This window comes from Niabella yanshanensis, assembly GCF_034424215.1.
Taxonomy (GTDB): domain Bacteria; phylum Bacteroidota; class Bacteroidia; order Chitinophagales; family Chitinophagaceae; genus Niabella; species Niabella yanshanensis.
Window position 1 is genome coordinate 2,716,386 of record NZ_CP139960.1, and the last position, 20,179, is coordinate 2,736,564.

At 41.5% G+C, this 20,179-nt stretch carries 22 protein-coding genes; 6 read left to right on the forward strand and 16 right to left on the reverse strand.

Features of this window, described 5'->3' with window-relative positions; translation table 11 throughout:
* The gene (gene ftsH / locus U0035_RS11185) at positions 1-2,058 is read right to left on the reverse strand and encodes an ATP-dependent zinc metalloprotease FtsH (protein WP_114789881.1); all 2,058 of its coding nucleotides are present in this window, start codon (positions 2,056-2,058) and stop codon (positions 1-3) included.
* Between the two features lie 60 nt (positions 2,059-2,118).
* Positions 2,119-2,517, reverse strand: coding sequence for a ribosome silencing factor (rsfS, locus tag U0035_RS11190; RefSeq protein ID WP_114789882.1), 399 nt, complete (start codon positions 2,515-2,517; stop codon positions 2,119-2,121).
* Between the two features lie 140 nt (positions 2,518-2,657).
* On the opposite strand from rsfS, the gene U0035_RS11195 reads away from it, so the two are divergent.
* Positions 2,658-3,434 carry a biotin--[acetyl-CoA-carboxylase] ligase gene (locus U0035_RS11195; RefSeq protein ID WP_162817781.1) on the forward strand — a complete coding sequence of 259 codons (777 nt, stop codon included), beginning with the start codon at positions 2,658-2,660 and terminating at the stop codon, positions 3,432-3,434.
* A gap of 117 nt (positions 3,435-3,551) precedes the next feature.
* Here U0035_RS11195 and U0035_RS11200 read toward each other — a convergent pair whose 3' ends face one another.
* From U0035_RS11200 to U0035_RS11255, 12 genes are all read right to left on the reverse strand, one after another.
* Entirely contained in the window at positions 3,552-3,929 is a 378-nt protein-coding gene (locus U0035_RS11200) for an outer membrane protein assembly factor BamB family protein (protein WP_114789884.1), read from the reverse strand.
* A 34-nt stretch (positions 3,930-3,963) separates the two neighbouring features.
* Positions 3,964-4,752, reverse strand: coding sequence for a glycerophosphodiester phosphodiesterase (locus U0035_RS11205; protein WP_114789885.1), 789 nt, complete (start codon positions 4,750-4,752; stop codon positions 3,964-3,966).
* A 97-nt stretch (positions 4,753-4,849) separates the two neighbouring features.
* Positions 4,850-5,194 (reverse strand): DUF4157 domain-containing protein, encoded by a 345-nt coding sequence (locus tag U0035_RS11210; protein WP_245957647.1) that lies wholly within the window; start codon positions 5,192-5,194, stop codon positions 4,850-4,852.
* A 99-nt stretch (positions 5,195-5,293) separates the two neighbouring features.
* On the reverse strand, positions 5,294-5,818 hold the full coding sequence (locus U0035_RS11215) for a YceI family protein (RefSeq protein ID WP_114789886.1): 525 nt from the start codon (positions 5,816-5,818) through the stop codon (positions 5,294-5,296).
* 108 nt (positions 5,819-5,926) lie between these two features.
* A complete protein-coding gene (locus U0035_RS11220; protein WP_114789887.1) occupies positions 5,927-6,592 on the reverse strand; it encodes a DUF2461 domain-containing protein in 666 nt (221 codons plus the stop codon).
* A gap of 75 nt (positions 6,593-6,667) precedes the next feature.
* Positions 6,668-7,540, reverse strand: a complete 873-nt coding sequence (locus tag U0035_RS11225) for a TlpA family protein disulfide reductase (RefSeq protein WP_114789888.1) — start codon at positions 7,538-7,540, stop codon at positions 6,668-6,670.
* Positions 7,541-7,587: 47 nt separating this feature from the next.
* The gene (locus U0035_RS11230; RefSeq protein ID WP_114789889.1) at positions 7,588-8,346 is read right to left on the reverse strand and encodes an ABC transporter permease; all 759 of its coding nucleotides are present in this window, start codon (positions 8,344-8,346) and stop codon (positions 7,588-7,590) included.
* Between the two features lies 1 nt (position 8,347).
* The gene (locus tag U0035_RS11235) at positions 8,348-9,253 is read right to left on the reverse strand and encodes an ABC transporter ATP-binding protein (RefSeq protein WP_114789890.1); all 906 of its coding nucleotides are present in this window, start codon (positions 9,251-9,253) and stop codon (positions 8,348-8,350) included.
* A 73-nt stretch (positions 9,254-9,326) separates the two neighbouring features.
* Positions 9,327-10,091 (reverse strand): hypothetical protein, encoded by a 765-nt coding sequence (locus tag U0035_RS11240; RefSeq protein WP_114789891.1) that lies wholly within the window; start codon positions 10,089-10,091, stop codon positions 9,327-9,329.
* Positions 10,092-10,109: 18 nt separating this feature from the next.
* Complete coding sequence (locus tag U0035_RS11245) at positions 10,110-10,481, reverse strand: GntR family transcriptional regulator (protein WP_114789892.1); 372 nt, start codon at positions 10,479-10,481, stop codon at positions 10,110-10,112.
* A gap of 27 nt (positions 10,482-10,508) precedes the next feature.
* On the reverse strand, positions 10,509-11,315 hold the full coding sequence (locus U0035_RS11250; protein ID WP_114789893.1) for a hypothetical protein: 807 nt from the start codon (positions 11,313-11,315) through the stop codon (positions 10,509-10,511).
* Between the two features lie 12 nt (positions 11,316-11,327).
* Positions 11,328-12,167, reverse strand: coding sequence for an ABC transporter ATP-binding protein (locus tag U0035_RS11255; RefSeq protein WP_114789894.1), 840 nt, complete (start codon positions 12,165-12,167; stop codon positions 11,328-11,330).
* A gap of 145 nt (positions 12,168-12,312) precedes the next feature.
* Between U0035_RS11255 and epsC the strand changes: the two genes are divergently transcribed.
* Together epsC and cysK are read left to right on the forward strand one after the other, a co-directional pair.
* Positions 12,313-13,146: a serine O-acetyltransferase EpsC gene (epsC, locus tag U0035_RS11260; protein ID WP_114789895.1), complete on the forward strand. Its 834-nt coding sequence runs from the start codon at positions 12,313-12,315 to the stop codon at positions 13,144-13,146.
* An 80-nt stretch (positions 13,147-13,226) separates the two neighbouring features.
* Positions 13,227-14,138 carry a cysteine synthase A gene (gene cysK / locus U0035_RS11265; RefSeq protein ID WP_114789896.1) on the forward strand — a complete coding sequence of 304 codons (912 nt, stop codon included), beginning with the start codon at positions 13,227-13,229 and terminating at the stop codon, positions 14,136-14,138.
* A 104-nt stretch (positions 14,139-14,242) separates the two neighbouring features.
* Here cysK and U0035_RS11270 read toward each other — a convergent pair whose 3' ends face one another.
* Complete coding sequence (locus tag U0035_RS11270) at positions 14,243-15,319, reverse strand: ABC transporter permease (RefSeq protein WP_114789897.1); 1,077 nt, start codon at positions 15,317-15,319, stop codon at positions 14,243-14,245.
* Between the two features lie 69 nt (positions 15,320-15,388).
* Entirely contained in the window at positions 15,389-16,528 is a 1,140-nt protein-coding gene (locus U0035_RS11275; RefSeq protein WP_114789898.1) for a glycosyltransferase, read from the reverse strand.
* A 168-nt stretch (positions 16,529-16,696) separates the two neighbouring features.
* Here U0035_RS11275 and U0035_RS11280 point away from each other — a divergent pair, with 168 nt between their 5' ends.
* The 3 genes from U0035_RS11280 to U0035_RS11290 all read left to right on the forward strand — a co-directional run bounded on the left by U0035_RS11280 (position 16,697) and on the right by U0035_RS11290 (position 20,171).
* Positions 16,697-17,137 (forward strand): MarR family winged helix-turn-helix transcriptional regulator, encoded by a 441-nt coding sequence (locus U0035_RS11280; RefSeq protein WP_114789899.1) that lies wholly within the window; start codon positions 16,697-16,699, stop codon positions 17,135-17,137.
* A 31-nt stretch (positions 17,138-17,168) separates the two neighbouring features.
* Positions 17,169-18,974, forward strand: a complete 1,806-nt coding sequence (locus U0035_RS11285; RefSeq protein WP_114789900.1) for an acyl-CoA dehydrogenase FadE — start codon at positions 17,169-17,171, stop codon at positions 18,972-18,974.
* 171 nt (positions 18,975-19,145) lie between these two features.
* A complete protein-coding gene (locus U0035_RS11290) occupies positions 19,146-20,171 on the forward strand; it encodes a TlpA family protein disulfide reductase (RefSeq protein ID WP_162817782.1) in 1,026 nt (341 codons plus the stop codon).
* The last annotated feature ends 8 nt before the right edge of the window (positions 20,172-20,179 follow it).

Sequence of the window (20,179 nt, forward strand, 5' to 3'; positions counted from 1 at the left end):
TTATTCTTCGTTGGTTGAAGCCGTGTTCGTAGTACTATTGTAAGGAGGTAATGCGCTTACGTCGGCATCGCCACTCGTAGTAGGCAATACCACCTCTGCCAGTGCTTTTTTCTCTTCGAAAGGACGCTTTCCTATCAACCGCTCGAGGTCATCTTTAAACAATACTTCTTTTTCGAGCAATGCTTCTGCAATGATGCGTACTTCTTCTTTTTTTTCTTCTATCAGGGCTTTAGACCTTGCATAAGCATTGTCAGATAACTTTTTCACTTCCTGGTCGATCAGCTTACCCGTTTCCTCGCTATATGGCTTTTGAAAACTGCCTTCGCTTTGAGGATCGTAGAACGAGATATTACCGATTTGCTCATTCATACCATAAATACTTACCATAGCATAAGCTGTACGGGTTACCTGTTGCAAATCGCTCAGCGCTCCTGTTGAAATTTTACCAAAGAAAACCTGCTCGGCGGCACGGCCTCCTAAAGTCATGCACATATCGTCTTCCAGCTCTTCAGTAAGCGTTAAATACTTTTCTTTAGGCAGGTATTGTGCAAATCCTAAAGCAGCAGTACCACGGGGTACGATCGTTACTTTCAAAAGCGGGTGTGCATGTTCGAGGAACCAACCGGTTACCGCATGGCCTGCTTCGTGATAGGCAATTACACGCTTTTCATCGGGTAATATGATCTTATTTTTCTTTTCGAGACCGCCGATAATACGATCGATGGCATCGTTAAAGTCCTGCATTTCTACTTCAGTCTTCCCGTTTCTTGCAGCTATTAATGCGGCTTCGTTACAAACATTAGCAATATCTGCACCTGCAAAACCAGGTGTTTGAGCCGCTAATTTATGGATATCAAGGTTCTGTGAAGTTTTAATCTCTTTCAGGTGCACTTTGAAGATCGCTTCGCGACCTGCCAGGTCTGGCTTATCAATCGATATCTGCCTGTCGAACCGGCCCGGCCTCAGTAATGCCGAATCCAATACATCCGGCCTGTTGGTAGCAGCTAATACAATGATGCCCGAATCGGTACCAAAGCCATCCATTTCCACCAGCATCTGGTTCAATGTGCTTTCGCGCTCATCATTGCTCATCATGGCATTTTTACCACGGGCGCGACCAATTGCATCAATCTCATCAATAAAAATCACACAAGGAGCTTTCTCCCGGGCCTGCTTAAACAGGTCACGTACACGGCTGGCACCCACGCCCACAAACATTTCCACAAAATCAGAACCGCTTAAGCTAAAGAACGGCACCTGCGCTTCACCCGCCATAGCCTTGGCCAACAACGTTTTACCTGTACCCGGAGGGCCCACCAATAAAGCTCCTTTAGGAATTTTACCACCCAGGCTGGTATATTTTTTAGGATTACGAAGGAAATCCACAATCTCCATTACTTCCACTTTCGCCTCGTCAAGGCCAGCAACATCGGCAAAGGTTATATTTACCTTAGTGCCTTTGTCAAATAAAGTTGCTTTTGATTTCCCAATGCTGAATATACCACCCGGACCACCGGCGCCGCCGGCGCCTCCACTCATTTTACGCATCAGCAATATCCAAACTCCTAGTAATAATACAAATGGTAAAAGGTATCCAATAGCTTTGCCTAAAAAATCATTGTCTGATTTTACTTCCGGCTCCATTCTGGCTATTCCTGGGTGACGCTCATAGAATTTCTCCATCTGATCATTAAACACTTCCGGACTTGAGATCTCAAAATAAAACTGTGGGGTTTCTTCTGCACCTTTAACCACGTTCTTATCTGCATTCGGGTATCCCGCAAGTGAATCGGGCTTTATCCATACACGCACCAGGTCTTTATTACTAACAATGGTATATTTCGAAACATGCCCTTTAACAAACATGTTTTGAAACTGGGATATATTGATCTCCTGCCTGGATGATCCCAAGGGATTCAGGAACTGGAAGGCCAGCATAATTGCCAATATGATGATGAAAGCCCAATAACTACCGAATTTCGGTCCTTTTTTCGGCTCTCCCGGTGTATTATTGTTGTTATTATTTGAAAACGGGTTTCTCTTTTCCTGCTTCGCCATTTTTTCTGTTTGATGTATAAGGTAAAAACCTTGTAAATTGTTTATTAAGACTTTAAATAATTATTGATGCTCTTCCACCACTGCATCGCTCCACATTTCTTCGAGGTTATAAAACTTACGGGTTTCCGGCTGCATAATATGAATGACCACATTCACAAAATCTACCAGCACCCATTGCATACTTTGAAACCCCTCTTTATGAAAGACGTTCTCCCCGCAATTTTCCTTTACACGCTCCTCAATATTGTCGGCAATAGCTTTTACCTGCGGCTGGCTCGTAGCCTCACATACGATAAAAAAATCAGCTACAGCTTCCGGAATTTTTCTTAAATCAAGTGAAACGATATTCTCTCCCTTCTTTTCCTGTATGGCGGCAATGACGGATTTGAATAATTTAGAGTTTTTTGTAAGTTTTCCAGATAAATTTCTGCGTTTTGTTAGCGAAGCCAATGGTTCCAATAGAAGATGTGATTTTAATTAAAAGAAGACATTTAGTACCGAAAGGTGAAACATTAGATAGGATGGCTATTTCCGGCTCATCACTTTATTTTATCCGTGTTTCAGGATTCATTATTTAATTTGCTCAAAAATAGCGAATATTGGCACAACAATCAGCAGATAATTGCCCTTTTCCGCCTGTAATCGAACTTTTATCCATCGATAGCACCAATAATTATGCCCTAAGCCGGTTAAAACAGGCCAACCTGACGGAGCGTCAGGAGACACTGCAGCACGGGTCGGCAGTTTTTGCGCATGAGCAGTACGCAGGCAAAGGACAGCGGGGTAAAACCTGGCAATCGAAAAGAGGCGAAAACGTTCATTTGAGCGTGGTACTAAATCCTGGAAAAATTGGGCTACATCAGCAATTTCTACTAATATCTGTAGTAGCATTAGCCGTAAAAACTGTTTTCGAACACTATGCAAGAAGTGATATCCGCATCAAATGGCCGAACGACATTTATTTTGGCAACCGCAAAGCTTGCGGCATCTTAATTGAAAACATCATCAGCGGGAGGGAATGGAAATGGGCTGTGGCAGGTATCGGAATGAATATCAACCAGGTACATTTTCCGGAGGTGACAGATCGGCAACCCGTTTCGTTAAGACAGATCACCGGGAAAAGTTTTGACTGCCTTGAAATAGCCTGTAAAGTAAGAGATGAAGTATTGCAGGTATATAACCATACAGATCCCGACCAACTGGTGACTGAGTACAACCGCTTTTTATATAAAAAAGATGAATCAGTAGTTTTTGAAAGGGATGGCGCAACCTTCGAAGGAGTCGTTAAAGAAGTGTCTTACGATGGAAAACTTCATGTTTATACTGAGACAATGCCTTTATCTTTTGATTTTGGGGAATTACAGTGGCTGCGCTGATAACGGCCCTGATTACGGCCTCAGCATAGGAAAACTTCAGCTATTACAATTGGTCACCAAAAAGGAGAGCCAACTCCTGCACGGGCTGGAAATGAGATGAAATATTTCCCGGTTTGGTTAGGAAGATGCTGTGGTAGCAGCTGTTGTTGCAGCTACTGCTACAGCGGCAGCGGCGGCCGAAGTAGCAGCGGCATTGATCTGGTCCTGGGCAGCCGCGCCTGTGTTGGCATTCGCAATACTAATAAAGCTATACCCCCAGCCCTTCAGTTCATTCTTCCAGCGAAAAGAGCCATCCTTTGCGCTCAGACAAAGTAAGATACCTGATACACCTATATAAAGTTTGTCATCTTCCAGGAAGATTTGTCCCACTGCATAGCTCAATGAGGTCTTAATGTATTCTTTCAATTTTACTTCCCATGAAATTTCACCCGTTTTCTTATCAATCGCAGCTACCCTGCCATTGCTCAAAATAAACAACTTATTGTCTGTTCTCATACTTCTAAAGTTATACCATTAGCATTGAAAGGCCTTATTTAGACAGCTTTTTCAGCAGCAGCTCCGGCTCATTGGTGGTAATAAAATCGATACCCTGCGACAGGAATTCATCCATTATCTTCTCATCGTTCACGGTCCATGCGTTAGTTTTTACACCCAAAGCTTTCGCATTTTTAATCCAGTTTTTATCTTTCTGAAATACACTGTAGTGATAGTCGGCATCGAGCTTATCTGCTTTTAATTTTTCGGCAGACGCATCTCCGTTTAAATATTGCACGGGAGCGGTTGGTTCCAGTTCGCGTACTTTTTTACATACGTCATAATCGAAGGCAATATACACAGTTTGAGCCTGCCCTTTGAGGCTGCGAACCGTTTCTACTACTTTGGCAGCCAGTCGAAGTGAGCGCTCTTTGCTGACTTTAGAAGTTTTTATTTCGGCCACCATAATGGTTTTCTTTTGTCCATACCCCTCTTTCAAATAGGCTTCAAGTGTCGGAATTTTTTCCCCGTTTGCCAGCGTCTTCGTCAATAACTGCTGGTAGGTATTGGTTTCTATTTCCATACCCAGGAACTTATCGTCATGATTGACCACTAATACTTCATCACTGGTCATGTGTATATCAAATTCAGATCCGCCACAACCCAGTGCTATGGCGGCCTTCAGCGAGGCAATAGAATTTTCCGGGGCGCCGGTATTTTTAAACGCACCCCGATGGGCAATTACTTTGTTCATAAAAGGAATTGAGGTTGCCACAACAGCCTTCTGGCTGGAACAACCGCTAACAAAAACTCCCACCAGGAGGGCAAAAAAGATATACTTCATACGGCGAAATTATACTTTGCAAAGAATGAACAAGCAGCAAGATAATTCTTTATAATTTGATAACGCACTTTCTGCATTAAACCTTGTGTATCCAATACTATTGTGAAAGCATGAACCGCTCTGCAATAGTTTCATCAGTTTCCGCAGCTCTAGCCTCGCATTCCAGCCCGCATTGATAATACCCCACTTGAAAGGTTTGCCATAAATAAGTGGCAATAAACCTGATAAAACCCAGGCGTTCATATTGTTCAATGTGCTTTAATTCATGGCGCAACCATCTTTCGTTCCTAAGAAAATGTTCCTTCGAAACGCCATATAAGTGAATGCGGCTTCCTAAAACGATAGCCACATTTTTACTGCGCAGCTTTTGTGCCGCCAGCTTTGCTATAAACGAGTTTTCTTTTATGGTGAAAGGTTTCACTGGCACAAAACTACGCAACAAATCTAATGTTAAACAGCCCGCGAATGATTCAGGTTTGTGGGTATATAAAAAAACGGCCTCCGTTCAGAGACCGTCTTTCCTTGTTTTCCTTCTTATCTGTTAAGCTTCTTTTACTATTTCAATATTGGCGATCAGTTTAACATCTTCACTTACTGCAATACCACCTGCTTCTGTAACAGCGTTCCAGGTAAGACCAAAATCTTTACGGTTGATTTTACCGGTAACCTCAAAACCACCAACTGTTTGTCCGTACATGCTTAAACCTACACCACCATGCTCTACATTAAAGGTAACCGGCTTGGTTACACCTTTCAAAGTCAGATCACCGGTAAGCTTATAATCATCGCCATCTTTTTCGATTGAAGTAGAAACGAATGTCAGTTTAGGGTAGGTTTCTGCTTCAAAAAAGTCAGCGCCTTTTAAGTGTGCATCTCTTTGCTCAACACCGGTATCGATGCTATCTACATCTGCGCTAAATGTAATTTTAGCATCAGAAAAATCATCTTTCTCCGCTACCACTGTTCCTTCAAAACTTTTGAATTTTCCTGATACGGTTGATATTACCAGGTGTTTTACTTTAAAACCTACTTCAGAGTGCATTGCATCTATTGTCCAAGTTGCCATAATTTTTGTTTTTTGTGATTTATAACACAAAGCTACATTTCATTGTTGCAACAGCAATTAATGTAGGTTAAGAAAACCCCGCTTATTGGTAAAACAACGTTAAAGCGGCTATCCCAATGCGTTATGCAGGTAATTATTGAGTGGCAACAGGGTTTCAAAAGCTCCAGTCACTTTCGTAAGAAGCGCTTTACTGGTTAAATCGGTATCAGCAATATTGGTAAGCGCTACAAAGCTCTTATGCTTTAGATATTCGGCCGCCGGATTATCGGTCTCGTATCCTTTGGGCACACGGGATAATACCTGGCCCTCTTCCACCGATAAGCTGCCATAGGTGGTTTTAAATTTTTTGGAAAGAATGATCTTTTCGAAATCGGCAAGATTATAGTCAATTTCCTGCCTTACTTTAGCCAGCATGTCGGCCGGCGGCTGCCACATGCCCCCGCCTGTAAAACTGGCCCCGGGTTCCAGATGAAAATAATATCCGGGCGTCATCGACTTTTTTCCTTCGCTGTTTATAAAAGCGCCAAAATTGGTTTTATAAGGAGTTTTATCTTTAGAGAACCGTATATCCCTGTTAATACGGAACATACAATCTTTTGCTGAAAGATGGGAAATGGACGGATCTGTTTTTGAAAATTTCCGGATCACCGTATCAATAAACGCAGCAAAGTCCTGCCGAGCGTTATCATAATTTTTACGGTTGTCATCAAACCAGGGTTTATTATTATTAAGCTTTAAGTCTTTTAAAAATTGTATCGTAGATGGTTGTAGCATAGCCGATTTATTTGGGCTAAGATAAATGTTTGTATAGACTTTCTTATTGCAGCTTTGCGCCAGGGGTATGCCCGGCTATATTTTTAAATTTTCTGCTAAATATTTATCTAATTCAACATATAAACTATCCCTGTCACTCGGTCGTTTTGCATCAGGCTCCACAATATTTCCATTTTTGTCAATTATTAAATAATGCGGCATTACAACAGCACTGTCTTTCGTGGTTTGCCGGTAAAGTTTTTCATACTGTGTTTCACTTACAAAAACATGATTTCCCTCTATATCATATTTTCTTATTTGTTCCTGCCATAGATATTCGTTGCCCTGTGATACGTACAAATACTCAATATCATCTCTTCCTCTATATTTAGCTTTTAAAGGTTTAGTAAAGTCTCTAAATTCCCGTAAACAGGGCCCACATGTAGTTCCCCAAAAATCAACATAGACCACTTTACCGTTAAAATTATCCTTGTACAATGTTTGGAGGGACGAGATACTGGGATCAAGTTTTAAAAACCTGACATTTTCATTTGTATTGATTCTGTTAACTATAAATATTTTTGTCAGCGTGAAACAAGCTACGAGTGTAATTGTATAAAACAGCGGTTTCCAAAGCTTCGGCTTCTTCTCCCTCCAATAACGTTTGAAAAAATAAAATCCCAAAATCAATAACAATATAATGGAGAAACTCTTTACGTAAAAAAGAAACATAAGCATTTGGTTCCGTTCAAATACCTTGTCTAGAATGGAGGCCTTTTTCTGCCTATCAAAAGAATACAGGTTCTGTACAACAGCTATCAATTCTTCTCTTACTTCTTTTTGCCAATCCAAATAGTGCTGTATAATATCCATCGCCAGCAAAGGAACAACGGCTATTAGAATTGCTGCCAACCAAAAATACTTAGCTTCAATTATCGATTTGCGTATACTGGAAAAAGTTTGTAACATTCCTTAGGGGTTCATTAATTTATATACAACTGATAGGTTTTTAACTTTTACCCTTTTATTTTTTGAAATACATATACACCGTAGCCTGCAACAGCGAACAATAAAGAATAAGCGGCCGAATATACAATAACAGTATTTGTGGAGGCACGTCCCTCCCTTGCATAAAGCATACTATAAACGTACGGGCTGAAGTAGATGTATCTCCATTTAAATGCAATAAGCGTAATGACGACTCCCCCCAGGCCAATTCCCAGGGGAACCATAAAATTCTTTATACGAAAGCTGATTATATATTGAAGCGTAACAATAGGAATGCAGGAAAGCAAATAGTATCCATTTAATTCAAGAAAATGAGACCAGGGTATGGCCTGATCAGGGAATCGATGATCATAAACCAGGCAGGGGATGACTGCAGAAAGGATAACACCTATGTTAAAATACAAAAAGAACTTTAATGTCATCAGCAGTAATACAGACAACTTAGCTGCATAAATGGTACTATACTTTTGTGGGGTCGCATTGAGCTGCTTCCAGGTATTATTCCTGAATTCCACCTGTGCTATCAGACTGGCAGCCAGCATTACGCCCATTGGGAGCAGGAAGAAAGACATACTCATCCAAAGCTGTTTAAAATATACCTGCCATATATCCGGGTGTGTTTCTCCATTGATGCTTTTACCCGTGCGGAAAAAGTTAATGCAATAAATCAGCGGAATCAGGAAACCGCCAACTATACATAACCATGATGCTGCACTGCTTTTTGTTTTCAGCCACTCACTGCGTATTGCGTTTACAAATGTTGCCACTTTATCCGGTTATAGTTTGCATAAATATGGTTTCCAAATCATCGGCTTCAACTGCAACTTCGTACACGTCAATATGCTCCAGAACAAGATCGCGGATAAGTTGTGCCGTTATTTCCTTTTGCTGAAAGGGAATTTTAATAGCACCCTCAGATCTTTCACAGACGATTCCTTTTTGGGAAAATATATCTTCCGCTTTTTCCATGTTGCTAATCCTGTAAATAACGGAAGATGTCCTGCTTTTTTTTGCTCTGAGCTCGCTCATCGTCCCTTCAAACAACATCATCCCCTGGTGTATCAAGCCTATATGCGTAGCCATCCTATCGATCTCAGAAAGCAAATGACTGGATACTACAATGGTCGTTCCACGATCCCGGTTCAGTTGCTGCAGCATTTCACGTATTTCAACGATGCCGTTGGGATCAAGACCATTAGTAGGCTCATCGAGGATCAATAACGATGGATTATGAAGCAAGGCAACTGCAATAGCCAATCGTTGCTTCATACCCAATGAAAACTGTCCGGCCTTTTTTCTACCTGCAGCTCCAAGCCCCACCATATTAAGAACTTCCTTGATTCTCGACTGCGTGACCTTATATACATTTTGGTAAACCTTTAAATTATCAGTTGCCGAAAGCTGACTATAAACAGAGGGTGATTCAATCAAACTGCCTACTTTACCAAGAATACTTATCCGGTTTTGACTAAAATCTTCACCCAGTATTTTTACCGATCCCTGCTGCTTACGGATCAAACCCAGGATAAGCTTCAGCGTGGTTGTTTTTCCTGCGCCGTTAGGACCTAAAAAGCCATAAATGGATCTTTCCGGCACCTGCAAAGTCACATTATTGAGCACGGGTTGCCCGTTTCCAAACCGGTATGCCAGGTTGGAAGCTTCAATAGAAAACATATACTGTAATTAACCAGGTTTTAGCAGCTTAAAGATTAAGTCATTGATTGCGACTATCTGGATTGATCGATCCTTATTTCAAAAATTTACTATACCGGTAAGGTGCATTGAAAAAAGAGGCTTCAGAAATATGGCCGCTTATGGTATCAATAGAAGTAGCTTCTCTAAAGCTAATATCAGATGTTCCATCTAAACCAAGCTCTAAATTTTTAATGTTTACCTGATCCCCAATCTTTATAGATGCATGATGGGCATTTACTGTTATTTTCTGGAACACTACCGGCTGAGGCATAGGTTCCCCCTGAATCGTAGCTATTGGCCTTATATCCAATGAGCCCGCAGAGAGTGCAAAGTTCATTGCTCCCAATGCAGCAGCACTGCTATCTATGGTGATACTTGTAGCACTTGCTATCACCGGAACGGATTGAGGAATGGTTATATCTATTTCTATACCATAGGAATAATTGGGCTCGTCTATTCTAATTGATTGCCTTGGAGTATATTCAACCAACAGCGTATCACCGACCAACCGTATGCGACAGCTATCCGTTCTACCTTCCTCAGGATTAGCCATATCGTAATTTTTGATAAAGTAGCTGAATTTATCGCCATACTTAATATGGGCTTTTAAGCCGAATTCAGTGGTAAACGGAATTCCGTTAAGCTTAATGGCAGTAAAGGCTTTTACCTCTTTTGGTGCAGACACTTCATAGCCGTTATTATTTTTTACAATATACCTGTCCGCTTTTATAGCTGCTTTAAAACCCATCACCAGTATTAATGGGAATGAAAAAAGCAGCAGCACCAGGCCAATCAATAATTTATTACTCGTCTTCATTCGTAAACATTTAGTTTGTTAGGCGTACTGTTTCTTAAATTTTTCGTATTTCTGTTTGAGGTCCTCCGGCTCTATTCCCAGCAGGTACATATTTCTAAAGAACGATGGTAACTCTTTCTCCATAAACTCCTGCTTGCGGTAAGCGGTGGCCGTCTTTAACCCCTCGGTAGTGATAAAATAACCAATGCCTCTTTTATCCTGTATGATATCCTGTTGTTTCAGAAAATCATAAGACCTCGCTACCGTGTTGGGGTTCACTTCCAGCTGCATTGCCAGATCGCGTACGCTTGGGATCTTGGCATCGGGCGGCCATTCCTTCAATAGTATTTTTTCACACACATAGTCGGCTATTTGTAAATAAATGGCCTGTGCATTATTATCAAATTGCATAAAATAGTTATTTCATTGGGGGATAAATCAGATTTGTTTTTCTTTTAGCTTTACCCATGTGATTAACCACAGAAATGGCGCTATCAAAAACTTAAGAAAGAACAGGATACTCTCCTTAATAACCGGTGACAAAGTATATTCTTTATAGGTCTCTTCGCCCCGGACGTAAGGATCCCGTAAAGAAAAAAGATTCCAGTTATAATTTGCCAGTGCACTGTTGGCAATCTTTGAAACATAATAAATAAATAAGAAAAGGAAAGCAGCAATAATCACAATAGTAATAATAAATGAGAATCGCTTAAAAGTAACAGAGCCCAATAAAAATGCCGCCTGTACCGCAAAAAAGGCGCTGATAAAATAGGGCAGGGCCGCATTAATTCCATTCTTATCATTCCAGTTCACACGCTTATATGCATATTTTCCAGGGTCATTGTCTGTCAATGCCCGGATGTAGGATTCAACGCCTGTTTTTAACAGTAAAAAACAAACCAGATACACAATAGAAAATACTAAAAAATTAAAAAACCAGGTTGCTATAAACTTTTCGAGGTGACTGGCCGGGAAACTGATCCAGTAGATGCCCTTATCCTTACTGCCTAACATGTTAAAAGCAGTACTCGCGAAAATAGCTCCGGTGATAAACAATCCAAATAACCCAATAAGATATGCGGCCTCCTCATTATAGCGGGGACCTCCATTGGCAGCCCAGAATCCAAATACAATGCCTAATAAGCCAAGCAAAGCCAATACCGACATCAGGTACATACGGCGGTTCTCCCCCCATTGTTTGCTTATTAGCTGAAAGGTTCTTTTAAGACTAAAATTTGCAGTCATTTCAAATAAGGTTTATGGTTGATTTTTGAATACAGTATTAACATTATTGCCGTTGGTTACAACCGCTTTGTACAACAATTCCAGGTCTATTTTAGACTCTTCTGCGTAGGTATTAGGTGCTACAATCACATTGCCTTTTAAGGACTCTTCTTTATAAAAAGCTTTCTTTGTTTCTTCATCATCAAATGAGATTCTAAATGACAGTTTAGAGCTAATGTCATCAATGGTCTGATCAAATAAAATATTCCCCTCATCAATAATGGTGATCCGGTCTATCAGGTTTTCGAGGTCTTTTACCTGGTGGGTGCTGATGATCACACATTTATTATCATCAATGGCCCCTGCAATCACCTTTCTAAACTGGCTTTTACTCATAATATCCAGTCCGTTTGAAGGTTCATCCATTAAAAGGATCGAAGTATTGCAAGCCAGGGCAAAACTGATCAATACTTTCTTTTTCTGACCATAGCTCATTTGCTGCAGGCTGTTCTCCAGGGGAATGTCGAACTCCTGCAAATAGGTGTTGAACTGCGGCCTGGAAAACCTGGGATAAAACGGCGCATTGCAGGATACAAATTTTTCAATAGCCACATCGGGTAAATAAAATTCCTCTGGCACTATAAACGCATCCTGTAAAAACGCGGGTTGCCGCTTGCCCGGTTGATATCCCAATACGTTAATACTGCCCTGGCTGGGGAATAAAGAGCCCATAATGTTCTTTAACAAGGTAGATTTACCGGTGCCGTTTTTACCCAGCAAGCCATAAATATGCCCCGGCGAAAATGACAAAGAAAGACCGTTAAAGATCTTCTTCTTTTTGTAGGAAAAATGCAGGTTATGGATCGTTATCATAATTAGTGATTTGGTGTACTATTTGTGTAGTACAGTGTAAATATAACACTAGTTTTTCCGCTTTTCCAAATTTTTTTAAAAAAACCTTCATTTTCCAGTTCCCTTTTTATCATTTATTTTTGTCTACTGTGTTAATAGGATAAAAATGAGTGAAGATTTTATCAAGTTTTTGTTTAATAGAAATTCCAGGTGCTTTTCTGGCTTCCCCGATAAGGGCGCGGTAGAAAGTTTTATCGATGAATTGTATACCGTACTGTTTCTCCCGAATGATATTGATCATAAATGCGAGGCACAGTTAAGAGACCAGTTTACATCGTTAAAAGATAAGTTTAGCCATTTGCTGCAGGATGTGATACAGGATCCCCAGGCGATACAGGATATAAGAGATGGCTATTTCGAATCGCTGCCATCCCTCTTTACCCTGCTATTGAAAGATGCTGAAGCCCTTCTGCAGTCAGACCCTGCTGCAAAATCGCTCGAAGAAGTAATGGCTGCTTATCCCGGATTTTACGCTACAGCAGTCTATCGCTTATCGCATCAGTTACACGAGCTGGAAGTACCGGTATTGCCCCGTCTTTTCAGCGAGTACGCTCATGGTAAAACAGGCATCGATATCCACCCCGGCGCCACAATAGGTCATTCTTTCAGTATTGATCATGGTACCGGTGTTGTAATTGGAGAAACATCCCTGATAGGCAACCATGTAAAAATTTACCAGGGTGTAACCCTTGGTGCGTTAAGCGTAGCTAAAACACTGGCTACCACCAAGCGACATCCTACTATTGAAGATAATGTAGTCATTTACTCGGGCGCCACGATACTGGGTGGTAATACGGTTATCGGAAAAGACAGTATCATAGGCGGTAATGTGTGGTTAACCAACAGTGTACCAAATAATTCCGTGGTTTATCATAAAAGCGAGGTGAATGTAAAAGACCTGCTGCCACCTGAAGAAAATATTTTGAATTTTGTAATCTGATTGATAATATCAGTTTTCAGATAAGCAGTTTTCGGCTGTCATCTGTCAGCTACCATCATCAGTCAACTAAAAAACATACATTGAAAGCACAAAACATCCTGCAAACAATTGGTAATACGCCACATGTTCAAATCAACCACCTTTTTGGCAATAACCATAAGGTATGGATCAAGCTGGAAAAAGCCAACCCCGGCGGCAGCATTAAGGACCGTATCGCTTTGGCGATGATTGAAGATGCCGAGCAAAAAGGTTTATTACATAAGGATTCGGTTATTATTGAACCTACCAGTGGGAATACGGGTATCGGGTTGGCCCTGGTTGCGGCGGTAAAAGGATATAAATTAATACTGGTGATGCCGGAAAGCATGAGCGTGGAGCGCCGGAAACTGATGAGTGTGTATGGCGCTGAATTTGTATTGACACCACGTGAGAGAGGTATGACCGGAGCGATTGAAAAAGCCAATGAACTGGCCGCCGCTACGCCTCATGCCTGGGTTCCTCAGCAATTTACTAATGAAGCCAATACAGCCATTCACCGTAAAACAACAGCAGCTGAAATACTGCAGGATTTTCCGGAGGGCATAGACTACCTGATCACAGGTGTTGGTACCGGTGGCCACATAACCGGCGTTGCCGAAATCTTAAAAGAGCAATTTCCTAACCTTAAAGTGTTTGCTGTAGAGCCTGAATTATCACCCGTTATCAGTGGCGGTGCACCGGGCCCGCATCCTTTGCAGGGTCTTGGAGCCGGTTTTATTCCAGGCATTTTAAAAACCGAAGTTCTGGACGGCGCCATCGCCGTAGGAAAAGATGAGTCTTTCGATTATGCTAAAAGATTGGCCAGAGAAGAGGGGATTTTTGTGGGGATCTCCACCGGCGCGGCATTAGCAGCGGTTGCAAAAAAGCTCCCTGAAATTCCGGAAGGCGCTACCATACTTACTTTCAACTATGACACGGGCGAGCGGTATTTGAGCATTGAAGGACTCTATTAGGAAGTAGAGGAATGTTGACAGATGGCAGGAAAACAGTTTAGTCTGAATAAGGATCATTGGAGCATTAGACACTGTCAACTGTCATCTACCCACCGTCAACTTTCTTACAGCTTTCCTTTTACATTCAGCGCATCTCTTAGCCCGTTTCCCAACAGGTTAAACGCCAGTACCAATATCATAATGGCAAAGCCGGGAGCCAGCGCCAGCATAGGGTTTTGAGTGATGATGAAGTTGTAGTTTTCTTTGATCATCAGTCCCCAGCTGGGCATGGGCGGCTGTACCCCAACGCCCAGGAAGCTCAGGCCCGCTTCAATTACTATAGCGGAAGCAAAATTAGCTGCAGCAATTACCAATACGGGTCCTACAATATTGGGCCAGATATGTATCGCAATAATCCTGATATTTCTGAAACCCAATGCCCTGGCCGCTTCTACATACTCAAGCTCCCGTACGGCCAATACCTGTCCGCGTACCAAACGCGCCACATTCACCCACATAGTAAGCCCCACTGCTATAAATACCTGCCAAAAACCTTTACCCAGCGCCAGTGTAATGGCAAATACCAGCAATAGCGTGGGTATACTCCATATTACGTTGATAAACCACATAATCAAATCATCGGTCTTCCCCCTGTAAAATCCTGCAAGCGATCCTAATATAAGCCCGATGCTAATGGAGATGATCACAGTGATCAATCCTACACTAAGGCTCACCCTTGTACCAACGATCAACCTGCTTAATATATCGCGCCCATAACTATCCGTTCCTACCCAATAGGTTTTCGTGCTTACAGGCTTATCAGCAAGAGCGGTTTTTGGATAACTGACCCGCTCGCTCACGCCCTCGTCAATGTATTTTTCCGCAATAATGCTATCCCCTTTTATACTGTATTGGTTGATGGGCATAAAATGATACGCATCTGGCTGCCCGTAAAATAGTTCTTCGAAAAAATCCGGAGGCTCATAGGCGTCTTTTTTAACCTGCAGGAATTGTTTTTTAGCGCCCGGTTTTTCACCTCCTATTTCAAGAATGATCCTGTTGGAATAAGGCGATCCGTCTGGTGCAATAAAATAGCAGAATACAGCGGCAAAAACAGCAATGATGATTACCACCAGCCCGGCCATCGCGCCCTTGTTCTTTTTAAGCCTTTTCCAGGCGGGGTTCTTAAATATGCTGCTCATTGTTCTCAAATGTAAATCAAAACACTAAAATGATTTGCTCAAAAACATTATGGTTATAATCAATAAAACTCATTTTACCGTCCTCCCCTTCCACTCATAACTTCCGAAGGTTCCCAGAAAACCGGAAATAATTGTATATCCAATATGGAGCGGCTGAAAAAAGAAGAAATATTTTAAAAGATGGCGGCGATTAAAAAAACGGCTTACTTTTTCTACAAAAGATACCTCGACCAAGGTTTTCAATACAATAAAAATTAAAAAAGCATACAGGTATATAATATTGAAAACCGACAATATTAAAAGTGCGGGAAAAGAACAATTGAAAAGGTACACCAGTAACAAAACGATAAAAATTCTTTTGTCATCATAACTGGTGGCCTTACTGGCCCACCGGATGCGCTGGTTGAAAAAAGATTTCCAGGTAGGCGCTGCTTCTGTCTCTACTATGGCTTCTTTTGATTTGAGGTATCCGATCTGCTCAGGATATCGCTTCCATATTTTATGCATCAAGAGCATGTCATCGCCCGACGCAATCGTATCAATTCCTTTAAACCCCTCTACCTCATAAAACACTTCCCGTTTATAAGCCAGGTTCGCCCCGTTACACATATTGTGCTTTTTGCCCGCAACAGAAGCCCCGGTGATACCCTGCAACGTTAAAAAATCCAATGCCTGGAAAATATACAAAACTGATTCTTTTTTCCCCTTTGAAGCACCTGCAATAAAGCTAACCGGGGCAGCTACAAAGACCGGATTTTTATCGTCGATAAAAGAGGCAAATACATTCAGCCAGTCCGGACTAACCATACAGTCTGCGTCGGTACACACGATCCATTCGTTTTTGGCGGCTGCAATACCGGTTTCGATAGCCTTTTTCTTATAAGAATTAATATGATCTTCTTTTAGCTGTATTAGTCTCACGCCTTCGTATCCATCCACTATGGCAGCTGTTGCGTCTGTTGAATGATCATCTACTACGATCACTTCAAATAAATCGCGCGAGTAGGTTTGTGACAAAATGCTATCGAGCAATGCACCGATATTATGGGCCTCATTTCTCGCCGGAATAATAATTGAAAACGTAGTACTTGGTATTATGATATTTCTGGGGGCATACTCGGGTATAGCTCCCCAGTTAGTATTGTAATAAAGGATCACTACCGCATATAAAACCCACAATAATAAAATAGCCACGAATAAGAAAATCATGTCGCAAAACTAAAGTCTGACCTTTTATTTATGCGATTTATTTAATAGCGGGAAAATCACAGGTGTCTGGAGATCTCCCATGCTTTCTTAAGCCAGATCAATAAATAATTTTAAAGTTTTTGTAATTCAGAATTCTTCCTAACTTTAATTAGTTGTTAAAACAACTATATGCCAAACAACCATTTTAAGAAAAGTGAGCTGTATAGCTTTATAACAGGAATTGCAAGCACGGCCATAGCAAGACGATTACAGAAGAAGTTTAATAACGCGGATTTGAATCTGACTATAGAGCAATGGAGCGTACTCTATCATTTATGGAAGGAAGATGGCATTAGCCAGCAGGATCTTTGCCAGGCAACGTTTAGAGACAAGCCCAGCATGACCCGGCTGGTAGACAACCTGGAAAAAGCGGGCCTGGTAACAAGGATTGCTTCAAAAACAGACCGCCGTAAAAACCTGGTGTATTTAACTGAGAAGGCAAAAGCCATCCAGGATCAGTGCCATGGATTTGCCGCTGAAACTGTTGAAGAAGCTCTGGCCGGAGTAAGTTTAGCTGATATTGAAATTTGTAAAGTGGTGCTGAAGCAGGTCTATGACAATTTAAAATAATTTGATTCCAATATATTAAATTCTACATATTATGAGTGCCGCCAATGATACCAAAGAATTAATAAAAGGAGCCGAATGGCTGATTAAAGAATCGTCGCCCGCTTCCACTTTTACCAGCGAGCAATTTAATGAAGAGGAATTGATGATCCGTGATATGTGCACACAGTTTCTTGCAGCAGAAGTAATGCCTATTTTAGACCGGATTGACAGCCTCGAAGAGGGCCTGATGAAATCGCTGGTGCAAAAAGCCGGAGACCAGGGGCTGCTGGCAGGTGCATTTCCTGAAGAATACGGTGGACTGGGCAAGGATTTTATCACTTCTACGATCATCAACGAATACCTAGGTGCCGGCCATTCCTTTTCAGTAGCCATTGCTGCTCATACGGGTATTGGCACTTTACCTATTTTATATTTTGGGACCGAGGAACAAAAACAAAAATATATACCCAAACTGATTACCGGCGAATGGGCAGGTGCCTATGGTTTAACTGAGCCGAATGCAGGTAGTGACGCACTAAGCTCAAAAACAACCGCCAAATTGAGTGAAGACGGGAAACATTATATCCTGAACGGGCAAAAATGCTGGATCACCAATGGCGGATTTGCGCAGGTATATACTGTTTTTGCCAGGGTAGTTGGCGAGGATGGACAGGCTGGATTTACCGGCTTTATTGTAGAAAGGGGTACAGAGGGTTTTACCAACGGACCCGAAGAGCATAAGATGGGTATAAAAGGATCCTCTACGGTACAGCTCTATTTCCAGGACGCCAAAGTACCGGTTGAAAACGTGCTGGGCGAAATTGGTAAAGGGCATAAGATCGCATTCAATATATTGAATATAGGACGCTTAAAGCTTTGCGCAGCAGCATTAGGAGGCGCTAAAATGGCATTTGAGATCTCAGTTCAATATGCCAAAACCCGGGAACAGTTTAAACAACCCATTGCGAACTTCGGCGCTATCAAGCACAAAATTGCAGAAATGGCCATCCGTATTTTCGCAGCAGAATCAGCTCTATATCGTACTGCCAAATGGATTGATGAGTGGGAGAAAAAACTATTAGAAGAGGGCAAACCTTTTAATGAATCATTGCTGGGGGCTGCCGAAGAATATGCGATAGAATGTGCGATATTGAAAGTGTATGGCAGCGAGTTGCTCGACTTTGTAGTAGATGAAGGCGTACAGATACATGGCGGAAATGGCTTTAGCGCTGAGTACAATATTTCGCGGGCTTACCGCGATAGCCGCATCAATCGCATTTATGAAGGAACTAACGAGATCAACCGTTTGCTGACACTGGATATGACGCTAAAACGAGCCATGCAAGGGCGTTTGAACCTGATGGGGCCGGCCATGGAAGTACAAAAAGAACTGATGAGCATACCCGATTTCGGAGATGGGGATGAAACACCTTTTACCGCCGAAAGAAAACTGATCGCTAATTTTAAAAAAGCCATACTGATGGTTTCAGGAGCAGCCGTACAAAAATTAATGATGCAGATTGAAAGCGAACAGGAAGTATTGATGAATATTGCGGATATGGCTATTCAAACCTTTCACGCTGAAAGCACCTTATTGCGGGTAATGAAAATAGCTGAAGAGAAGGGAATTGAGAAAGCAGCTCTTCATATCGATATCATGCAAACCTACCTGTACGATGCCGCTGATACTATTAATAAAAGCGGGAAGGATGCCGTCAATGCATTTGCCGAAGGTGACGAACACCGCATGATATTAATGGGGCTGAAACGCTTTACTAAAGCAGGGCCGTTTAATGCAAAGGCTGCCCGTAGAAGGATTGCGGACGCCGCTTTAAATTCGGGTAAGTATCATTTTTAAGGGTGTTTAACTTTAAGATATTTTTTTATTTATGCTGGTTAATTTTAAACCAGCATAAATTTTTGTATGGACCTATATCTAAAAAACATCTTAGCAGCCGGTTTAATTTTTTTAAGTAATTGGGCGCTGGCGAACGACTCTGCTTTTATTAAACTGGATTTTGCACCCTCCTTGAATCTTGACAAATTTGAGGTTATCGTTAATGATGGGATAAACAGGTTTTCTTTTACGCCGAAGGAAAGAAAATATTGGAGGGGCAAATTATATGCTCCTTTCGCTTACTTAGAAGTAATGTATTCCAACAATGACAGCACCTACCTTTTTAAGCAATGCTTTTTTAAAGAAAAAGATTGCTACATTAACATCATAAAATCGGTAGATGAAAATGAGTATTTTTCGATAGATGAAACACGGTCCAGTAATATAACCAGCTATGCTGAAGTGGGTGGCGCAGCCTTAGATAGTTTCACCAAAGTACAGTTCGACATTTGGCGAAAGTTTGTGCTTGATAATAATCCTAAGATCGGAAAAGATGCCGAAGTGACTCAAAAGTTGATGGCACTGTCAGACTCGATGCTTTTCAGGAGATTGGCATTTATCAAATCCTATCCTTCCCTTTACATTTCATCATGGATCTTTAGCACTGTTATCGCAAAGTCAGATAAAATTGCCGCCGAAACCCTTTTAAAGCTATATAATGATTTGATGCCGGATAGTTATAAAAACACCAGGGCTGGTATGTACACAGAAGATTTGATTCAAAATAAAATAAACATTGCATCTAAAGCTCAATTCCCAACATTTTCAGTTGTCGACACAAAAGGGAATTTAATTGAATCGCTTCATCTCAGGGGAAAATACGTTCTAGTACAGATTTGGGCATCCTGGTGTAAACCATGTATTGAAGAGTTGCCGATGTTAACTGCAATCCATAACAAGTACAAAGAGGCGGGCCTGGAACTCATTTCTTTTAGTATCGATGAGGATTCAACTGCCTTTAAAAAGGCAATCGATAAATACGCCATGAACTGGAAACAGATACTGGACAGCCAACTCTATAATTCTTTAGGTGGGGGAGGCATACCAAAAATTTACTTGCTCGACAAATTAGGTGTCGTTATTTATGATCGTGAATCAGCAAAAGATTTCGATTTAGTTTTATTGAGCAAGCTGCTATCCGAGCGATTGGATAACTGACTTATAAT